Below are 18,031 nucleotides of genomic sequence, written 5' to 3'. Positions count from 1 at the left end.
AACATGAAGTGGGGATCGGACGGAGCTGAAGGGCGGAACCTGCGCCTCCGGTGTAGCGGACTGGAGGGAGTGCAGCCTCACGACTGAGAATATAGTAAGCACACTTATAAATTAAGGGGTAGTCCCGACCGTGGCGGCGCATCTGCTACCGCCGTCGTCTGGTTTCGTTTTCTCCGGACGGCCACGCCTGCTTCGCCCCTCCAGCGTGAACCTTGCTACTGAATCGCGGCGCTACTGAATCGCGGCGATGACGCGTCCGACTTTGTACTGTCACTCCCGCCGTGCTTTGGGTTATGCTCCTGAAATGGCACCGCGAAGTTTTCTTCAATGGCCGGTCATCCGGCAGGTGGGCACGGGCGACCTGCTGGGCCGCGGGCCGTCGGTAACCTCCGCCAAGACAAGAGCAATAGCGCCGCGGACGGCCACTGCCGACCGCGTTGTGCAGAGCGTGTGCCCTTACTGTGCCGTTGGTTGTGGGCAGCGTGTTTACGTCAAGGACGAGAAGGTTGTCCAGATCGAGGGCGATCCGGATTCACCCATTTCCCGCGGCCGGCTCTGCCCCAAGGGGTCTGCCAGCGAACAGTTGGTCAACTCGCCGGGCCGGCAGACAAAAGTTCTCTACCGTGCGCCGCGTTCCACCGAGTGGCAGCACCTCGACCTGGCTACTGCAGTCGAAATGGTCGCGGACCGGTTCATCGATACGCGCCGCAGGACGTGGCAGCAGGAAGACGACCAGGGGCGGCAGCTGCGCCGCACGATGGGCATAGCTTCCTTGGGCGGCGCCACCTTGGACAACGAAGAGAACTACCTGATAAAGAAGCTCTTCACGGCCGCGGGGGCAGTGCAGACCGAGAATCAGGCCCGTATATGACACTCCGCCACGGTTCCCAGTTTGGGAGCCTCGTTTGGACGCGGTGGTGCTACGCAGTCACTGCAGGATATGGCCAACGCCGACTGCATCGTCATTCAGGGTTCCAACATGGCCGAGTGCCATCCCGTGGGGTACCAGTGGGTGGCGGAGGCTAAGGCCCGCGGGGCGAAGGTCATCCACATCGACCCCCGGTTCACGCGTACGTCAGCGGTCGCGGATAAGCACATTCCCATTCGGGCGGGCTCTGACGTTGTGCTCCTGGGCGCGCTCATCAACTACGTGATCACCCACGACCTCTGGTTCAAGGAGTACGTCGGCGCGTACACCAACGCTGCCACGCTGGTCCATGACGATTTCCGCGACGCCGAGGATCTGGGCGGCCTGTTCTCCGGCTTCGATCCGGAGAAGGGCGCCTATGACACGTCCTCGTGGGCCTATGCGGCGAAAGATGACGGTGCCATCGATGAGCCGGGGCCCGGTTCGGAACACGGCGCAGATGCAACGGGCCGTGCCGCTGGCGACCAGTTCGGCAGCGGCGGTCCGGCCTTGGAGCATGCGGAAGTGCAGCGTGACGATACGCTGCAGGACCCCCGGACCGTTTTCCAAATCGTGAAGCGGCATTACGCTCGCTACACCGCGGAGATGGTCCAGGACATGTGCGGCATCGACGTCGCGGACTTCGAGTATCTGGCCCGTACCATTACGGAAAACTCCGGGCGCGACCGGACAACCTGTTTCGCCTACGCTGTCGGCTGGACCCAGCACTCTTTGGGAGCGCAGTTCATCCGGGCGGCCGCCATTCTGCAGCTTCTGCTTGGAAACGTGGGACGCCCCGGCGGCGGAATCATGGCTCTGCGCGGCCACGCCAGCATCCAGGGTTCCACGGACATTCCGACCCTGTTCAACCTGCTGCCCGGGTATCTGCCAATGCCCAGCGCCGGCCGCCATGACACCCTCGATGAATATCTGGCAGCAATTGGGTCTAAGAAGCAGAAGGGTTATTGGGCTGACGCCGACGCTTACACCATCAGCCTGCTCAAGGCCTGGTGGGGTGACGCTGCGTGCCCGGAAAACGACTGGGCCTACGACTACCTTCCGAGGTTGACCGGCGCGCACGGTACATACGAGACGGTGATGGGCATGCTTGCGGACGAAGTCGAGGGCTACTTCCTTCTCGGACAGAATCCTGCAGTGGGTTCGGCTAACGGACGGATGCAACGTCTGGCCATGTCGCATCTGAAATGGCTGGTAGTGCGTGACTTGAACCTCATCGAATCGGCCACCTGGTGGAAGGACGGTCCGGAGATCGAATCCGGCGAGCTGCGCACCGAGGACATCGAGACCGAGGTGTTCTTCCTGCCGGCGGCAACCCACGTGGAAAAAGCCGGCTCGTTCACGCAGACGCAACGCCTGCTGCAGTGGCGCCACCAGGCGGTCGCGCCGCCAGGGGAGTGCCAAAGCGAATTGCAGTTCTTCTTTGAACTGGGTCAGCGGATCCGGGAGAAGCTGGCCGGTTCCGAGGACGAGCGCGACCGTCCGCTGCTCGACCTGACCTGGGACTATCCCACGGACCAACACGGCGAGCCCGATGGCGAGGCGGTGCTTGCCGAGATCAACGGACGTCGCCTCGCAGGCCCGGATGCCGGCAAACCACTCTCCGCCTATACGGAGCTGCGCGCTGACGGCTCCACGTCGGCCGGCTGCTGGATCTACACCGGTGTGTACGCTGACGGCATCAACCATGCCGCCGACCGTAAGCCGGGCCGTGAGCAGGGACCGACGGCTTCGGAGTGGGGCTGGGCCTGGCCGGCCAACCGCCGGATCCTCTATAACCGGGCGTCGGCCGACCCGGCCGGTAAACCATGGAGCGAGCGGAAGAAATATGTCTGGTGGGACGGGGAGCAGGGGCGATGGGTCGGAGACGATGTGCCGGACTTCCCGGTTGATCGGGCACCTGGCAGCCATCCCGACCTTTCTCTCGGTGGTGCGGCCGCGCTCAGCGGAGATGATCCATTCATCATGCAGGCAGACGGTAAGGGCTGGTTGTTCGCGCCGAAGGGACTCGTGGACGGGCCCCTTCCCACCCACTACGAGCCTCAGGAATCTCCGGTGGCAAACGCGCTCTACCCACAGCAGCAGAGCCCGGCGCGGCTGTTCTTCGCCCGCGCGGACAACCTGAGCGCACCAAGCGCCGGTACCAGTGGCGTAGACGTCTATCCGTATGTCTTCACCACGTACCGGCTCACAGAGCACCATACGGCGGGAGGGATGAGCCGCTGGTTGCCCTACCTGTCGGAGCTGCAACCGGAAATGTTCTGCGAGGTCTCGCCCGAATTGGCTGCTGAGCGCGGCCTTGAACCCTACGGGTGGGCAACGATCATTTCGGCCCGGTCCGCCATCGAAGCGAAGGTGCTTGTCACTGAACGGATGACGCCTTTGGCGATCGGCGGTCACACGGTGCACCAGATCGGGCTGCCATACCACTGGGGAGTGGGGAGCAATGCCGTCGTCAGCGGCGACGCTGCCAACGATTTGCTGGGTGTGACGCTGGACCCCAACGTTCAAATCCAGGAATCCAAGGTGGCCTCCTGCGACATTCGTCCAGGCCGCCGGCCGCGCGGGAAGGAGCTGCTTGCGTTGGTTGCCGACTACCAGGCGCGCGCCGGAGTGACCATCGAGACCGGGAACCGCGCAGTCACCGATCCGGGAGCCGAAGGCATTGATCCCGACGCCGGTATGCGCGGCCGGGGCGATGGTGAGCCACGCTGATGAACCCGGCCGCTACCGCCACCGCCGAAGCATGTATTGCCCCGTCCGGACTGCAGCTGCCTAACGGCAGTGTTCCGGGTATCGACACAATGTTGGAGGACTAGATGGGCCAGTTGTCCGGACCGACCGATCCCACCGCCGATGCCCACTGGGAGCACAGCCATCCGCGCAAGGGGTTCTTCACCGACACGTCCATCTGCATCGGTTGCAAGGCCTGCGAAGTCGCCTGCAAGGAGTGGAACCACAATCCGCAGGACGGAAACCTGGAGTTACTGGGGTCCTCCTACGACAACACCGGAGAGCTAGGGGCCAACACCTGGCGGCATGTCGCATTCATCGAGCAGGGTCAGGACCGCATTGCCGAGGCGCGGGAATCAGGGCGGGCCCTGGTTAACCTGGGCATGCCCCGCATCGGTCCTCCCGCCCCCGCAGCGCCGGCTGCCACCGACCTGGCGGGGGCCGACACCACTCCGCCCGATACGGCAGACTTCCGGTGGTTGATGTCCTCGGATGTGTGCAAGCATTGCACGCACGCCGGATGCCTTGACGTCTGCCCCACCGGAGCGCTCTTCCGCACCGAATTCGGCACGGTGGTGGTCCAGGACGACGTCTGCAACGGCTGCGGTACCTGCGTGGCCGGATGCCCGTTCGGCGTGATCGAGCGCCGCAGCGACGGCAGGGTCGCAGTCGCCACTCAGAGGGACGAGCAGCACGACAGTCATCCCGCTGTCCCCAGCGTCGGCATAGCCCAGAAGTGCACGCTCTGCTACGACCGGCTCGTGGCCGATGAGACGCCCGCTTGCGCCAAGGCATGCCCGACGACGTCCATCAAGTTCGGTAATCACGACGACATGGTGGAGACGGCCCGGGAAAGGGTCGCAGACCTGCACGCACAGGGCCTGACGGAAGCGAGGCTCTACGGTGCGAATGAAAACGACGGCGTCGGCGGAACCGGATCGGTCTTCCTGCTGCTCGATGAGCCTGAGGTGTATGGGCTCCCGCCGGACCCGCGCGTACCCACAGCCGATCTGCCCCGGATGTACCGGCGGGCAGGCATGGCCGTAGCGGGTATGGCAGCAGCAGCTGCTGTGGCTTTCCTAGGAGGACGGGCGTGACCCTTTCGGAATTCGACAGCTTCCGACCAGCCGAGCCAGCCCGCCGTCCCCGGCAGGACGGCAAGCGCGGCGCCCGCCGCCGCCGGGACAACAGCGATGGCTCGCGCGAAATACCCATGGTCCCGGAGCCGGAATTCACCTCGTACTACGGCCGGCCCGTGGTCAAGCCGGCGCCGTGGGGTGATGACGTTGCCATCTACCTGTTTCTGGGCGGCGTGGCCGCCGGTTCGGCACTGCTTGGCCTCGGCGGGCAGCTGACCGGACGGCCGACCCTGCGCCGGAATGCCCGGCTGGGCGCCCTGGCAGCGGCGGGCGCCGGCGCTGTTGCCCTGGTGAAGGACCTGGGCCGCCCGGAACGTTTTCTGCATATGCTGCGGACCTTCAAGGTGACCTCGCCGATGAGTGTGGGCTCGTGGATCCTCAGCGCTTTCAGCGTAGGCGCGGGCGTCTCGGCGGTAGCGGAAATCGACCGGATGAGCGGGGCACGGCTGCCGCTGGGTCCCTTGCGCAAGGTGCTGCACGCTGTCGAAGGACCGGCGGCCGTTGAGGCTGCGCTATTTGCCGGACCATTGGCGGCATACTCTGCGGTACTGCTTGGCGACACCGCCACACCCACATGGAACGCCGCGCACGAGGACCTGCCTTTTGTCTTCGTGAGTTCCGCATGCCTCGCTTCCGCCGGGCTCGCCATGGTCACCACGCCAGTACGGGAGACCGGTCCTGCACGGAACCTGGCAGTGCTCGGCGTCGTGGGCGACGTGCTTGCCATGAAGGTCATGGAGCGCCGGATGGACCCGGTGGCGGCCGAGCCCCTGCATCAGGGCAAGGCAGGCACCATGCTGAAATGGAGCGAGCGGCTGGCAGTGGCCGGCGGCTTGGGCACACTCCTGGGCGGCCGCAACCGCGTCGCAGCTGCGGCTTCAGGGGTGGCTTTGCTGGCCGCTTCGGCACTGACCCGGTTCGGCGTGTTCGAGGCGGGACTTGCCTCCGCCAAGAACCCGCGGTACACCATCGAACCGCAGAAGAACCGGCTCGCGGCCCGTCGTGCGGCCGGCGTGACCGGCGACGCGATCACTACCAGCAGCTGACTGGCCCGCCGGGGGTCAGCGGATCTCGATGCCCCGGCCGGTAGTGGTGTGGCCGATTACAGGGTGGCCGGGCAGCTCGCCGACCACCAGCAGGCCGCCGGAGGTCTGGGCATCGGCCAGAAGCAGCAGGTCGTCTTCGGTGATGCCCGGCGCGGTCGCCAGGTGCGGCCGCACCCAGTCGAGGTTGCGCCGCGTCCCGCCGGAGACAAAGCCGTCGCGGAGCGCCTCGCGGGCTCCGTCAATCAGCGGTACGGCCTTCAGATCGATCACTGCGCCCACTTCCGATGCCCGGACCATCTTGTAAAGATGGCCAAGCAGGCCAAAACCCGTGACGTCAGTCGCTGCCCGGACCCCAGCGGCCACTGCCGCTTCGGACGCGTCGCGATTGAGGCTCGCCATTGTCTCTATCGCCTCAGCGAACACCTCACCGGTCGTTTTGTGCCGGTTGTTGAGAAGCCCGACGCCGATCGGCTTGGTAAGCGTGATGGGCAAGCCCGGCTTGGCGGCGTCGTTGCGCAGCAACCGGTCGGGGTGCGCGACGCCCGTGACCGCCATGCCGTACTTGGGCTCCGGATCGTCGATGGAGTGGCCACCAAGTACAGGGCAGGACGCCTCCGACGCCACACTCAGGCCGCCGCTGAGGACTTCGGTCATCAGCTCCAGCGGCAGGACACCGCGGGGCCAGCCGACGAGATTGATCGCCGTGACCGGCCGGCCGCCCATCGCGTAGATGTCCGAGAGGGCATTGGCGGCGGCGATGCGGCCCCAGTCAAACGCATCATTGACGACCGGAGTGAAGAAGTCCGCAGTGGTAAGGACCGCCAGGTCGTCGCGCACCAGGACCGCTGCCGCGTCGTCGCCACTGTCAAGACCGACAAGCACCTCCGCGCCCGGTTGACCGATCAGCCCGCGGACGGCGTCTTCGAGTTCGCCGGGCGGAATCTTGCAGGCGCAGCCCCCGCCGTGGGCATAGTCGGTGAGCCGGATTGCGCCGGCACCATCATCTAGTTGCTGGACTGACGTCTTCACCCGCCTAGCGTACCCCTGGAAGGCAACCTGCTATATTGGGGCGCGGTGGCGTCCGGGTCCTGGTGGGCCCCCCGGTCTTCAAAACCGGTGTGGCTGAGCATCTCGGCCTGGCGGGTTCGATTCCCGTCCGCCACCGCCAATGTTCGGCATATATGCCGCCAAAGGAGGAGGGCTGTGGACCACGTCGATCCCCGGCGCCTGATTCCCCGCACGAATGACCTGCTGGCATTGCAGCCCGTCCGTGAGGCCCGGGGCCGCCTTCATGAGCGTGTGATCCGCGAACTCGTCCGGGAAATCCAAGAGCGGGCCCGGCGAGGGGAGCTCCCTCCCGGCCAAGTGGAACCAGCCCTGCTGGCCGCCATCGCTACGCGCAAGGCAAGAACCATGCGCCCGGTCCTGAACGCAACCGGCGTCATTGTCCATACGAACCTCGGACGGGCCCCCCTTTCTGCCGGTGCAGTCGAAGCTGTTGTCGCCGCCTGCGGCTACGTGGACGTGGAGCTGGACCTGGCGGACGGAAGCCGTTCCCGCCGGGGTGCCGGGGCCCGGGCAGCACTGCTCGCAGCCTGTCCCGCCGCCGAAGACGTTCTGGTGGTCAACAACGGCGCTGCGGCGCTGGTGTTGGCCACTACAGCCCTCTCCTCCGGCCGGGAGGTGGTGGTAAGCCGCGGCGAACTCGTTGAGATCGGTGCCGGCTTCAGGTTGACGGATTTGATGGAGTCGACAGGCGCAAGGCTACGCGAGGTGGGTACCACCAATCGGACGCACCTGCATGACTACGCCGAAGCTCTCGGGACGGATACGGGCTGCGTACTGAAGGTCCACCCGAGCAACTTCCGGGTGGATGGATTCACCTCCGCTGTGCCGCTCCACGAACTGAGCCCGCTGACACACGCAAACGGGGTACCACTCGTGGCCGACCTGGGCAGTGGTCTGCTGGCACCGGACCCATACCTCCCTGATGAACCTGATGTTGCCTCAGCTTTGGCGAGCGGGGCCGACGTCGTCATTGCCAGCGGTGACAAACTGCTGGGCGGCCCGCAGGCAGGTTTGCTGCTTGGCCGCAAGGAGATCATCACGCGGTTGGCACGCCACCCGCTTGCCCGTGCCGTCCGGGCTGACAAGCTAGCCCTCGCCGCGCTCGAGGCGACCGTTGCAGGCGGACCAACGCCGGTTGTGCAGGCGCTGCATGCCGACGTCCGGGAGTTGCGGCGCCGTACCGACCGGCTCGCCCAAGCACTCGGAGTGCCCGTCGTACCGCATGACGGCAGGGTAGGCGGCGGGGGTGCCCCCGGTGTTCCCCTGCCGGGGTGGGCGCTCCGGCTCCCTGAGGGACTCGCGCGTCTATTGCGTACCGGCGTCCCGGCCGTGCTGCCGCGCGTTCACGACGGCTCGTGCCTGATAGATCTGCGTTGCGTGCCCGTAGCGGACGACGACCGGATACTCGAGGCGGTGCGGCGGGCGCTGGCAAACCTCGAGGTTGCGGACGCGGGCAGGACGGGCTGAGCGGTGCACGTCGTTGCCACGGCCGGACATGTCGATTCCGGCAAAAGCACCCTTGTCCGCGCCCTTACCGGAATGGAGCCGGACCGTTGGGAGGAAGAACGGCGCCGCGGGCTGACCATTGACCTGGGTTATGCCTGGACAACGCTGCCGTCCGGACAGGATGTTGCGTTCGTGGACGTCCCCGGCCACGAACGCTTCCTGGGCAACATGCTGGCTGGAATTGGACCCGCTCCCGTGGTCTGCTTCGTCGTCGCCGCTGATGAGGGCTGGCAGGCGCAGTCAAGCGACCACCGGGACGCTGTCGCCGCGTTGGCGATTGAACACGGCGTCGTGGTGCTCAGCCGCACGGACCGGGCATCGGGGCAGCGGATCGCCGATGTGCTGGCCCGGACCCGCAGAGAGCTGGCCGGGACTGGCCTGGAGGCTGCCCCCGCAGTCGCTGTGTCTGCCATCGACGGTACCGGGCTGGCTGAGCTGCGTGCCGCACTCGACGGCGTCCTGGCCAACGTGCCTCACCCCACCATGGATGGGCGGGTCCGGTTGTGGGTGGATCGCTCGTTCACCATCACTGGCTCCGGAACGGTGGTGACCGGAACGTTGGGATCAGGAACGATCGTCCACGGGGACCGGCTGCAGTTGTCGGGCCACGTTGATTCCCGGCCCGTCGTCGTCCGCGGCCTGCAAAGCCGCGACACCTCGTACACGTCGGTGGGGCCCGTCAGCCGTGTGGCGTTGAACCTGCGTGACGTTTCCGCCCAGGACATCCGGCGCGGGGACGCCCTGCTTACCCCCGATGCGTGGCCCACCACGGGCGTCGTAGGCATCCAGCGGACGACTGGCGTGGCGTATACGGACGTGCCGGAGCAACTGATGGTGCATGTTGGCACCGCGGCCGTGGCAGCCCGGCTGCGTCCTTTCGGCGCCGACCACGCCCGGCTCGTCCTTGACCGGCGGTTGCCGCTCGTTGTCGGTGACAGGCTGGTGCTGCGTGACCCGGGGAGCCGCTCAGTGTTGGGCGGCGCACGCATCCTTGACGCCGATCCTCCGGCCTTGCGGCGGCGAGGCGATGGTGCCCACTGGGCAGAGCGGCTTGCCGGCATGGACCCCTCGGGTGACGTCCTCGGTGAAGTAGCAGCGCGCGGAGCGGTGCAGGTAGAACATCTCCGCCGGCTCGGGTTACTGTCCGGGCATGATGCGGAGGCGCCCGACGGCGTGAAGGTTCTCGATGACTGGTGGGTCCACGCTCCTGTGCTGGAGGCATGGCAGCACCGGCTGCGCACCGCAGTCCAGTCGCTGCAAGAGCGCGACCCTCTCTCCCAAGGCCTCTCCATGGGGGCGGCACGGGACCTGCTGGAGTTGCCCGATGAGAGGCTGCTGTCCCACGTTGTCCGCGGGGCAGCCGTCGAACAGGATGGTGGCCACTTCCGGCTGCCTGGCAGCGCGGGCAACCTGGGTGCCATCGAGCCTGCGATTGCGGAGTTGGAGCGCAGGCTGGGTGCCCATCCCTTCCATGCCCCGGACGCCGACGAGCTGTCGGCGCTGGGCTTGGGCGCGAGGGAGCTGGCTGCTGCCGAACGCACGGGCCGTTTGCTGCGGTTGCGTGACGGGGTGGTGCTGCTACCCACGGCACCGGCGCTTGCGATGCGCTCTCTCGCCCGTTTGGAGCAGCCATTCACCACGAGTCAGGCACGTCAGGCGCTCGACGCGACACGCCGGATCGCGGTTCCGTTGCTGGAGCATCTCGATTCCCGTGGTTGGACCCAGCGCCAGGATGCCGGCCACCGTAGCGTGGTGCGTTGACCCAGGGGTGGGGGAGTAGCGCCTTCGGCGATTTCCGTGAGTCGAGACGGTGGCTTGTTGGAGCCGGGGGCTCGGACTAGGCTGGCAAAAAATACTCAGGGTGCTGACGAAGGGGACCGACCATGACCAGGTATGACCCGGAAGACGATCCGAGGACGTTTGGAGCATCTGATAGTGATCCGTCTGCCGCTACGGACCAGCCAGGAGACGCCAAGGTCGATGACAAGGATCGGGACCCCGCCACGTCGGCCAACCCGGATCCGCGTGAGGGAAACATCACCGGGCTGGAGCCCGGGGGCGGCGTGCCGCCGGGCGAGACTCCACCCGCAGAGGACCAGATGAGCGGCGACCAAGGACACGACGAGTAAGCAGTCCGGGCACCCCGGCCCGCGAGGACCTTCTGCTCGAAGGCCGGGACGTCAAAAGAAACTGGCCACGTTCCGCCACGCGGTGCGGTCATGATGCATTCCTAGTTGCTTCTTGCTTGACCTGTTTGCCGGGTCAGGTGGTTGCGGTTTCCGGCGCCCAGTCCTCGGGTAGAGCGGGGGACTTCGGGGCGGAGCTTTCAACGTCGACGAACGTGCAGGAATCAACGGACTCCGAGATGGAGACCATCGTGTCCAGGACGTGGTACGCCAGCTCACCCGTGGCGCGGTGCCTGACGCCGGCGCGGAGGGAGCGGGCCATGTCCAGCACGCCCATGCCGCGGCCGTTGGCGGGTCCGGTGGCGGGAATGGTGGTCCGGTCTTCGTCGCCGGCGCGCCAGAGCTTGATATCACCGCTGAAGTAGTTGGGGTCCGGCAGCGAGATTGTGGCTTCGGTGCCGGTGATTTCCACGAATCCCGTCCGGGTGCGGGAGGATTCGAAGGAGAACACGCTGTGCGAGGACGCTCCGGATTCGAACTGCGCCACCGCGGAGACGTGCGTGGGCACCTCGACCGTGAATTCCTCGCCTGCATTGGGCCCCGAACCGATGACCCGGACGTCCTTGGCCTTGGAGCCGACGGCGGCAACTTTGCGTATAGAGCCGAACGTCTGGACCAGCGTGGTGAGGTAATACGGGCCCATGTCGAACAGCGGGCCCGCGCCGTGTTGGAAGAGAAAAGCGGGGTTGGGGTGCCAGGATTCCGGGCCGGGGGTCTGGTACGTGGTCATTGCCGTCAGGGGAGTGCCGATATCGCCCCGCCGGATCAGGCGCAAAGCCGTTTGGATACCGGCACCGAGGAAGGTGTCCGGGGCACAGCCTAGGCGGACGCCTGCGGCGTCGGCAGTCTTGAGCAGGCCCAGCCCGGATTCACGGTCCAGGGAGAACGGCTTTTCCGTCCAGACGTGCTTGCCCGCGTTGACGGCGGCGGTGGCCACTTCCACGTGCGCGGCGGGGATGGTGAGGTTGACGATGATTTCGACGTCGGGGTGGTTCAGGGCCTTGTCCACGCCACCCCATTCAGGGATGCCGTATTCCCTGGCGCGGGCCTCGGCGGCGTCCTCGAAGAGGTCGGCGATGACGTGGACCTTCAGGTCAGGGAAGACCGTGAGGTTGTCCAAGTACTGCTTGGAAATGTTGCCAGCGCCGATGACTGCGACGCCGACGGGACCGCTATTGATGGAAGGGGTAGATGGGGTGCTCATGCGTTGGCTCTCAGACTGTGTGTTGATTTCGGTGATGCTTTCAAAGACGTCGCCGGAGTAGCCGAGTTCCACGACGCCCACTTCGAGGGACTTGGTGGCGGCGGTGACCGTCAAGGACCGGGATCGTGGCATGGCCGGCGGGTTTTGAATGGTCTAGATGCCGCTGAGTTTCAGGAAGGAGATGGCAGCTTTCATCTCGGCAACCGGCGATGCGACGGCATCAAGCTCCAAGAGGCGAACAGCCCGGCCCGCGGTCTGGTCGTACAGTTTTGCCCAACTCGCCCAGTCCACGACACCGGATCCGAGTGCACACATGTAGTCCTGATGCTGGTCGTGGATGGTCGAATGGTTGATCGGGAAACCTTCCGGCATCGGTCCGACGGCATCCTTCCAGTGGGCGATGACAACCCGACCGGCGTGTGGGGCCACGACATCGATGGCGTTGCCGCCCGCGAGTGTGATGTGCGCGGTATCGGGGCAGAAATACACATACTCGGGGTCGGTGAGCGTGAGAACGAGATCGATATCCCGTCGGGTGCAGAACGTCGAATGCGCCTCCGTGTGAAGGGCGGTTTTGACGCCCATTCGCAGGGTGGCGTCTCCTACGATGTGCGCGATGTCTGCCACGGCGCCAGCAAATTTGGCATCGACGAATAATGGCGGAGTGGAGTCCCGGGAGTTTCGCATGGGGAGTCCGACGACGAGTGTGTCACCGCCGGCATCGGCAATGAACTCTGCAAGTTCTTCCGCTTTGTCCCGTTCGGCGCCGAAGTCTGCTCCCGGCCCCCAACCTGATCCGGAGTGGTAGCTGCTCTTGAGTTTCAACCCGCGGGCCGTGAGTTCGTCACGGAAGCCTTTGACGGATCCGAAAGCCTCGACAGCCGAGGACTTGTCAGCCGGGGGAAACGTCATTTCGAACGAAGACATCCGTGCCTCGGTCAAGGCGTCAAGGATCTTTGTCCAGAGCGCGGCCGGGTCCTTGCGACGAAGAGCCATGATGTCGTCGTAGCTGTTCACGCCCCAGAAAGAGGGGTGATAGAAGGTAATGAGGTCGACGGCGTATTCGGGGGTCGTTTCCATTGAAGTCCAATCTTGTGGGGGGAGGGGTTTCGCGGAGGCGTCGCTGCACTGTTGGCGTGCCGGGCAGCGACGCAACGGCAGTTAGTGTTTGATGCCTGTATCGGCGAGGAACTTGGCCGCGACCGAAGCGGTGTCTTTTTTGTTGACAGTGACCTCGGCTAGGTAGCTGGTCAGGTTTTCGGTGGTGAGAGCCTTTGAGACGGCGTTGAGCGCCTCGGAAACGGTTGGGTTCGCCTTGTCTTTACGAATCAGGGGGACGATGTTCTCCGCTTGGAATAGGTGCTTGGGGTCATCAAGGACTACGAGTTTCTCTGACTGGATAGCCGCATCCGTCGAGTAGATGTTGGCGACCTGGATCTGGTCCTGCTGCAGTGCTCCAAGAGTGAGGGGACCGCCGGAGTCGAGGCCCTTGAACGCCTTGAAATCGATGCCGTAGACCTTCTTCAGGCCGACAAGGCCCACATAGGTTTCATCCCATCCGGCGCCCGCGCCGACAGTTAGTTCCTTGCTTACCGGGGCGAGGTCGGTGAGCGATTTGAGGTTGTATTTCTGGGCTGTCCCGGGTGTCACGGCGAGGGTGTCTTTGTCTTCGGCCGCGGACATGGGCAGCGTCTGGGTGCCGGCGGGAAGCACGCCTTGCAGCGCTCCGTAGACCTGTTCAGGTGTGGATGCTCCTTCGGGTGCACCACCCTTGACCAGGGACGAGTAGAGCGCCCCCGTGTATTCGGGCATAAGGTCGATGGAGCCGTCCTTGAGCGCGGCGAGATAGATATCGCGGGCGCCGATGTTAAAGTTTCGCTTGACTGTCAGGCCTTTGGATTCCAGAGCCTGGGCGTAGATTTCGGCGAGTAGCTCATTTTCGGGAAAAGCGGCCGAACCGATCGCGATGGTGGATGAAGAAGCATTTGCGGTGTCCGCCGCTAACGGATTCCCCGCGCAGCCTGCCAGCACGGTCGCGACCAGAACGGCAACACCGGTTACGGTGATTTTCTTGATTGACATGTCTTTGTTACCTCTCGGTTTTCGTCGCGGGTACAAGGTCCCGGACGGATGCTTCGTTGGGGATGGATTGTTTCTTCTGTTTTGTTGAGCGGCGTATCGCTCGTCCGGTTACGCCGGGCGAGACCAGGTACTTTTGGATTGCTTCGAAGGCCAGGTCGATGACGATCGCCAGTGCCGCGACAAGGACGCCTCCGGCGATCACGCGATCGTATTGGTTCAGACTCAGTCCGTAGATGAGTGGTTGTCCCAGTCCGCTCAGGCCCACATAGGCCGCCACGGTCGCTGTGGCTATGACCTGCAGCGCAGCACTCCTGATCCCGCCGACAATCAGCGGCAGGGCGATGGGCACCTCAACTCGAAAAAGGACTTGCGTGCTTCGCATCCCCACACCGCGGGCCGCGTCGACAGTTGCGCGGTCGACGGCCTGAAGGCCCGCGAATGTCGATGTCAGGATGGGTGGTATCGCCAGGACCACAAGAGCGACCATGACGGGCGTTTCACCAAGCCCCAGGATGATGACCAGCAGGCTGATGAGCCCAAACGTCGGGAGTGCGCGCCCGGCGTTGCCAAGGTTGATGGCCAGGAAAGCGAACCTGTTGGTGTGGCCGATGTACAAGCCGACAGGGATTGCCACGATCGCGGCTATCGCGAGTGCGGCAAATGTGTAGAAAAGATGTGCTCCGATGAGGGCCGGGAAGGCCCCCGCGGGACCGATGGCCCAGTTGGCGGCATCGAACAGCCACGGAACGTTGTTTCCTTTGCCGTTCATTTTGTCTTGCCTCCGAGCCGGGTCCAGGGTGTGAGGCGTCGTTGGAGCGCCACGATTGTCAGGTCACAGACGGCGGCCAGGGCGATCGAAAGGACGATTCCAACGATGACGGGTTCCAGATAGTGCAACTGCAGGCCCCGGGTGAACAGGCCGCCGAGGCCGCCGACTCCGATCAGGGCCCCGACGCTGACGATGCTGATGTTGGCCACGGTTGCCACCCTCAGACCGGCCAAGGTCACCGGCAGCGACATAGGGAGTTCAACGCTGAACAGGCGCTTTAGCCTCTTGTAGCCCATCGCAGTGGCCGCTTGGGCTACGGTTTGGTCCACGGATCGAAGCCCGTCCGCCACAACCCGTGCCATCAGGGCCACGGTGTAGATGGCAAGGGCCACCACAATGTTGATCGGATCCAGGATCTTCGTACCGATGATCCCGGGCAGGACAACAAACAGGGCCAGAGAAGGAATCGCATAGACCACGCCGGTCAGGTTTGACATGGGCCGGTAGAGCCAATTGAACCTGACCGCCAGGTATCCCAAGGGCAACGCGGCTGCGACGCCGATGATGAGGGGGACGAGCGACAGGATCACGTGCTGGAGCAGGGCTTGGAGGACCACGGCCTGATTGTTTTGGAGATACTGGATCACAGGACTGCCCTTGCCTTTTGTAGACGACGGTCGCGCAGTTGCTCAAACAACGCCTCATGAGACAGCACTCCGTCGGCGATACCGGCCTCGTTGACGCGGACCGCGACACCCACGGGTGAGCTGATAACTACGTCAGTTGCCTGACGGAGGGAAATCATCGCGTGTAAAGGTGCCGCCGATGGCAGCCGGATGACTCATCGATCCGATTCCCGGCCCGGCCCACCCCACAGGTCTCCGATGCTCGTCGACGACCAGTGTCATCCCGCTGTCCTTGAGCGAATCAAGGGAATTGACCAGGAGGGCCCCGGCCTTTTCAAAGGACAAGCTCCGGAAGCCTCTGTCCCGTCCGACAAAGTTGGCGACAAATTCATTAGCCGGGTTTTCGAGCAGCTGCTGCGGTGTGGCGAGTTGGGCGAGGTGGCCTTGCTCCCGGAAGATCGCGACGTAATCGGCCAACCTGATAGCCTCGTCGATGTCGTGCGTCACCAGCGCAATGGTCTTGCCGATCTCTCGCTGGAGCCGCAGGAATTCAGCCTGCAACTCTCCCCTCACGATCGGGTCGACGGCGCTGAACGGCTCGTCCATGAGCAGCACGGGAGGATCGGCGGCTAATGCCCGTGCTACGCCGACCCGTTGCTGCTGCCCACCGGAAAGCTGGACAGGGTACCGGTCGGCGAAACTGCTTGGGAGACCTACTGTGCCCATCAACTCAATCGCACGGCGCATGGCGTCGCTCTTGTTTACCCCCAGCAACCTCGGCACCGTTGCGATGTTCTCTGCGATCGTCTTGTGGGGAAACAGCCCGGCGTGCTGGATGACATAGCCGATGGAGCGGCGCATTACGTCAGCATCCTGGGACATGACGTCTGAACCGTCGATCAGGATCCGGCCAGAAGTTGGCTCAACCATGCGGTTGATCATCCGAAGCGAAGTGGTCTTGCCGCACCCGGAAGGTCCAACAAACACGGTGATCTTCCCGGTCGGCAGTGTCAGATGCAGATTATCCACCGCCGTGGTTCCGTCCGGGAAAACCTTGGACACTCCATCAAACTCAATCATTCTGGACTCCAGGTCCGGCGTCAGCGTGAACCGCAACGTTCGCGATTTCCCCCAGGGGATCGAGGACGGCAGGCCCTATCGGGCGCCCAGTCGACACGTGTGGGAAGTTGATCATTTTGACTTTCCTGCTCTCTAGATCTCATGGCTGCGGTCTTGAACGAGGCGACCGTTGGACCTCGCGCCCCCGGAACCCGTCGCATGGGGTCCCTGAGGCTTTTGGCCTGGACGTCCTCCCCGGGGCGGGACCGCAGAAGCTGAGTTTGAACGGGTGGCCAGCTCTAGCCGAATAGTCGGAGGTCAGTTACAGGCACGATGCTCCTTGCCGGGTTCCGGTCCGGAGCGTACGCAAGCCCGCACGATGGGCTACGGAGCCTTCCGACGGCGGTGCTTTTCGGTGTGAGACAAGACACTACCAATTATGCTGAGTTATAGCAATATTATTTTTTGGCCGGTAAGATCAGTCCCAGACCAAAGGAGCAGGACATGGATCACGGCGAAATGCACCACCACAACACAGCCCGGACTCTCGACATCCTTTACCGGAGCAGTCCCATTACCATGGCGAAGCTGAGGAAGGAGTCCGGGTTGGCCCGGCGGACGATTGAGGTAATCCTCGAGAATCTGATCGCCAAGGGGTGGGCGAAGGATAGTGAAGCCTCCGCGAAGGGCGTTCGATCAGTGGGCCGGCCCGCACGCACCTTCAGCTTCAGCTACGATGCGGCATGTATCCTCGCGATCCAGCTTGAGGCCGGACATATCAGCGCAACGGTCGCGGACCTTGCGGCCAATCCGCTCGCCGCGAGACGGCAGGTCCTTCCCATCGCAACTAGCCGCCAAGAGCGATTCCGCCTCCTCGGCGAGTGCATCGAGGTCCTGCTGACTGAGGTCGGAAGAACGCGTTCGTCCGTGCTCGCCGTCACTGTCTCGACACCGGGAATCGTCCAAGACGACGGCACCGTGGAACTGCCGTTCACGATGCCCGAGTGGTCTGGTTTCTCCCTGTCTGAGGCCGTTGGGCAGTTGTTCGACTGCCCCGTCCAGGTGGAGAACGATGCGAAATTGGCCGCTCTGGGGGAAAAGAACATCGGCGGACTGGACACGCAGGACTTCGTTTACTTGTACTCCGATAGTGAAAGGCTCGGCATCGGCCTTGTCTTGCGCAACGAGCTCCGCCGTGGTGTAGACGGCGCGGCTGGCGAGATCTCATGGGCACCAGCGCTCGGGCTGCGAAGCCTGACCAGCCCCCTGCTGGTGGACTTCGACGACGAAGGTTCCCCGAACTACCAGCCAGCGAGGGACCTGGTGGCTCGTGCGCGGGAGGGCGATGCAAGGGCGCTGGCGGAGGTGGACAAACTTGCCCAGACCCTGGCGCCGGGTATCACGGCTATCGCTTGGCTCCTGGCTCCGCAGGAGATCATCTTGGGCGGTGGTCTGGGCGAAATTCAAGACCTACTGGTGCCTGCCCTGGAGCGGATACTTCAGCGCAACGAGCGGCCGATCACGACGCTCATCCGGGGGTCGAAGTTCGGCCAGGAGTGCATCCTCAACGGGTGCCTCAGGATGTGCATCGAATCTCTCGGCGAGATCCTGTTCGAGGCCTCGGAGCTATCGACTCTGAGCGCTGACCCGGTCGTCTCGGCTGAAGCTGCACATGTTTGACGTGCCGC

The 18,031-nt window shown here is 64.4% G+C and carries 14 protein-coding genes and 1 tRNA gene; 8 read left to right on the top strand and 7 right to left on the bottom strand.

The features are described from left to right. Positions 1-304 precede the first annotated feature (304 nt). The 3 genes from fdh to nrfD all read left to right on the top strand — a co-directional run bounded on the left by fdh (position 305) and on the right by nrfD (position 5,843). Positions 305-3,640, top strand: a complete 3,336-nt coding sequence (gene fdh, locus AB0323_RS12895) for a formate dehydrogenase (RefSeq protein ID WP_366177673.1) — start codon at positions 305-307, stop codon at positions 3,638-3,640. 104 nt (positions 3,641-3,744) lie between these two features. After that, positions 3,745-4,755 (top strand): 4Fe-4S dicluster domain-containing protein, encoded by a 1,011-nt coding sequence (locus AB0323_RS12890; protein ID WP_366177672.1) that lies wholly within the window; start codon positions 3,745-3,747, stop codon positions 4,753-4,755. Then, positions 4,752-5,843 (top strand): NrfD/PsrC family molybdoenzyme membrane anchor subunit, encoded by a 1,092-nt coding sequence (nrfD, locus tag AB0323_RS12885; RefSeq protein ID WP_366177671.1) that lies wholly within the window; start codon positions 4,752-4,754, stop codon positions 5,841-5,843. Before AB0323_RS12890 ends, nrfD begins: the two co-directional genes overlap by 4 nt. Positions 5,844-5,858: 15 nt before the next feature. On the opposite strand, the gene selD is transcribed toward nrfD, so the two are convergent. Next, positions 5,859-6,872, bottom strand: coding sequence for a selenide, water dikinase SelD (selD, locus tag AB0323_RS12880; RefSeq protein ID WP_366177670.1), 1,014 nt, complete (start codon positions 6,870-6,872; stop codon positions 5,859-5,861). Between the two features lie 44 nt (positions 6,873-6,916). Here selD and AB0323_RS12875 point away from each other — a divergent pair. The 4 genes from AB0323_RS12875 to AB0323_RS12860 all read left to right on the top strand — a co-directional run bounded on the left by AB0323_RS12875 (position 6,917) and on the right by AB0323_RS12860 (position 10,546). Further along, positions 6,917-7,011: transfer RNA gene (locus AB0323_RS12875), tRNA-Sec, on the top strand. A 35-nt stretch (positions 7,012-7,046) separates the two neighbouring features. Further along, positions 7,047-8,378, top strand: a complete 1,332-nt coding sequence (gene selA / locus AB0323_RS12870) for an L-seryl-tRNA(Sec) selenium transferase (RefSeq protein WP_366177669.1) — start codon at positions 7,047-7,049, stop codon at positions 8,376-8,378. A gap of 3 nt (positions 8,379-8,381) precedes the next feature. Continuing rightward, positions 8,382-10,178, top strand: coding sequence for a selenocysteine-specific translation elongation factor (selB, locus tag AB0323_RS12865; protein WP_366177668.1), 1,797 nt, complete (start codon positions 8,382-8,384; stop codon positions 10,176-10,178). Between the two features lie 122 nt (positions 10,179-10,300). After that, positions 10,301-10,546 carry a DUF6480 family protein gene (locus AB0323_RS12860; protein ID WP_366177667.1) on the top strand — a complete coding sequence of 82 codons (246 nt, stop codon included), beginning with the start codon at positions 10,301-10,303 and terminating at the stop codon, positions 10,544-10,546. Positions 10,547-10,679: 133 nt separating this feature from the next. Here AB0323_RS12860 and AB0323_RS12855 read toward each other — a convergent pair whose 3' ends face one another. From AB0323_RS12855 to AB0323_RS12830, 6 genes are all read right to left on the bottom strand, one after another. Next, positions 10,680-11,807, bottom strand: coding sequence for a Gfo/Idh/MocA family oxidoreductase (locus AB0323_RS12855; RefSeq protein WP_366177719.1), 1,128 nt, complete (start codon positions 11,805-11,807; stop codon positions 10,680-10,682). Between the two features lie 153 nt (positions 11,808-11,960). Then, complete coding sequence (locus AB0323_RS12850; protein WP_366177666.1) at positions 11,961-12,887, bottom strand: sugar phosphate isomerase/epimerase; 927 nt, start codon at positions 12,885-12,887, stop codon at positions 11,961-11,963. Between the two features lie 81 nt (positions 12,888-12,968). Then, the gene (locus AB0323_RS12845; protein WP_366177665.1) at positions 12,969-13,889 is read right to left on the bottom strand and encodes an ABC transporter substrate-binding protein; all 921 of its coding nucleotides are present in this window, start codon (positions 13,887-13,889) and stop codon (positions 12,969-12,971) included. A 7-nt stretch (positions 13,890-13,896) separates the two neighbouring features. Further along, the gene (locus AB0323_RS12840) at positions 13,897-14,658 is read right to left on the bottom strand and encodes an ABC transporter permease (protein ID WP_366177664.1); all 762 of its coding nucleotides are present in this window, start codon (positions 14,656-14,658) and stop codon (positions 13,897-13,899) included. Then, the gene (locus AB0323_RS12835; RefSeq protein WP_366177663.1) at positions 14,655-15,275 is read right to left on the bottom strand and encodes an ABC transporter permease subunit; all 621 of its coding nucleotides are present in this window, start codon (positions 15,273-15,275) and stop codon (positions 14,655-14,657) included. The genes AB0323_RS12840 and AB0323_RS12835 overlap by 4 nt, the downstream gene beginning before the upstream one ends. A gap of 162 nt (positions 15,276-15,437) precedes the next feature. Next, a complete protein-coding gene (locus AB0323_RS12830; RefSeq protein WP_366177662.1) occupies positions 15,438-16,364 on the bottom strand; it encodes an ATP-binding cassette domain-containing protein in 927 nt (308 codons plus the stop codon). 483 nt (positions 16,365-16,847) lie between these two features. Between AB0323_RS12830 and AB0323_RS12825 the strand changes: the two genes are divergently transcribed. After that, complete coding sequence (locus AB0323_RS12825; protein WP_366177661.1) at positions 16,848-18,023, top strand: ROK family protein; 1,176 nt, start codon at positions 16,848-16,850, stop codon at positions 18,021-18,023. Positions 18,024-18,031: the final 8 nt, after the last annotated feature.

The organism is Arthrobacter sp. NPDC080031 (genome assembly GCF_040702485.1).
Classification (GTDB): domain Bacteria; phylum Actinomycetota; class Actinomycetes; order Actinomycetales; family Micrococcaceae; genus Arthrobacter.
Note: the sequence above shows the minus strand (reverse complement) of the source record. Positions and strands in the feature narration are given on the sequence as shown.

What these genes read in the sequence shown, in the direction of transcription:
- AB0323_RS12825 (WP_366177661.1), top strand. Translation starts at nt 16,848, where the DNA reads ATGGATCACGGCGAAATGCACCACCACAACACAGCCCGGACTCTCGAC.
- AB0323_RS12845 (WP_366177665.1), bottom strand. Translation starts at nt 13,889, where the DNA reads ATGTCAATCAAGAAAATCACCGTAACCGGTGTTGCCGTTCTGGTCGCG.
- AB0323_RS12840 (WP_366177664.1), bottom strand. Translation starts at nt 14,658, where the DNA reads ATGAACGGCAAAGGAAACAACGTTCCGTGGCTGTTCGATGCCGCCAAC.
- AB0323_RS12850 (WP_366177666.1), bottom strand. Translation starts at nt 12,887, where the DNA reads ATGGAAACGACCCCCGAATACGCCGTCGACCTCATTACCTTCTATCAC.
- AB0323_RS12890 (WP_366177672.1), top strand. Translation starts at nt 3,745, where the DNA reads ATGGGCCAGTTGTCCGGACCGACCGATCCCACCGCCGATGCCCACTGG.
- AB0323_RS12855 (WP_366177719.1), bottom strand. Translation starts at nt 11,807, where the DNA reads ATGAGCACCCCATCTACCCCTTCCATCAATAGCGGTCCCGTCGGCGTC.
- AB0323_RS12830 (WP_366177662.1), bottom strand. Translation starts at nt 16,364, where the DNA reads ATGATTGAGTTTGATGGAGTGTCCAAGGTTTTCCCGGACGGAACCACG.
- AB0323_RS12860 (WP_366177667.1), top strand. Translation starts at nt 10,301, where the DNA reads ATGACCAGGTATGACCCGGAAGACGATCCGAGGACGTTTGGAGCATCT.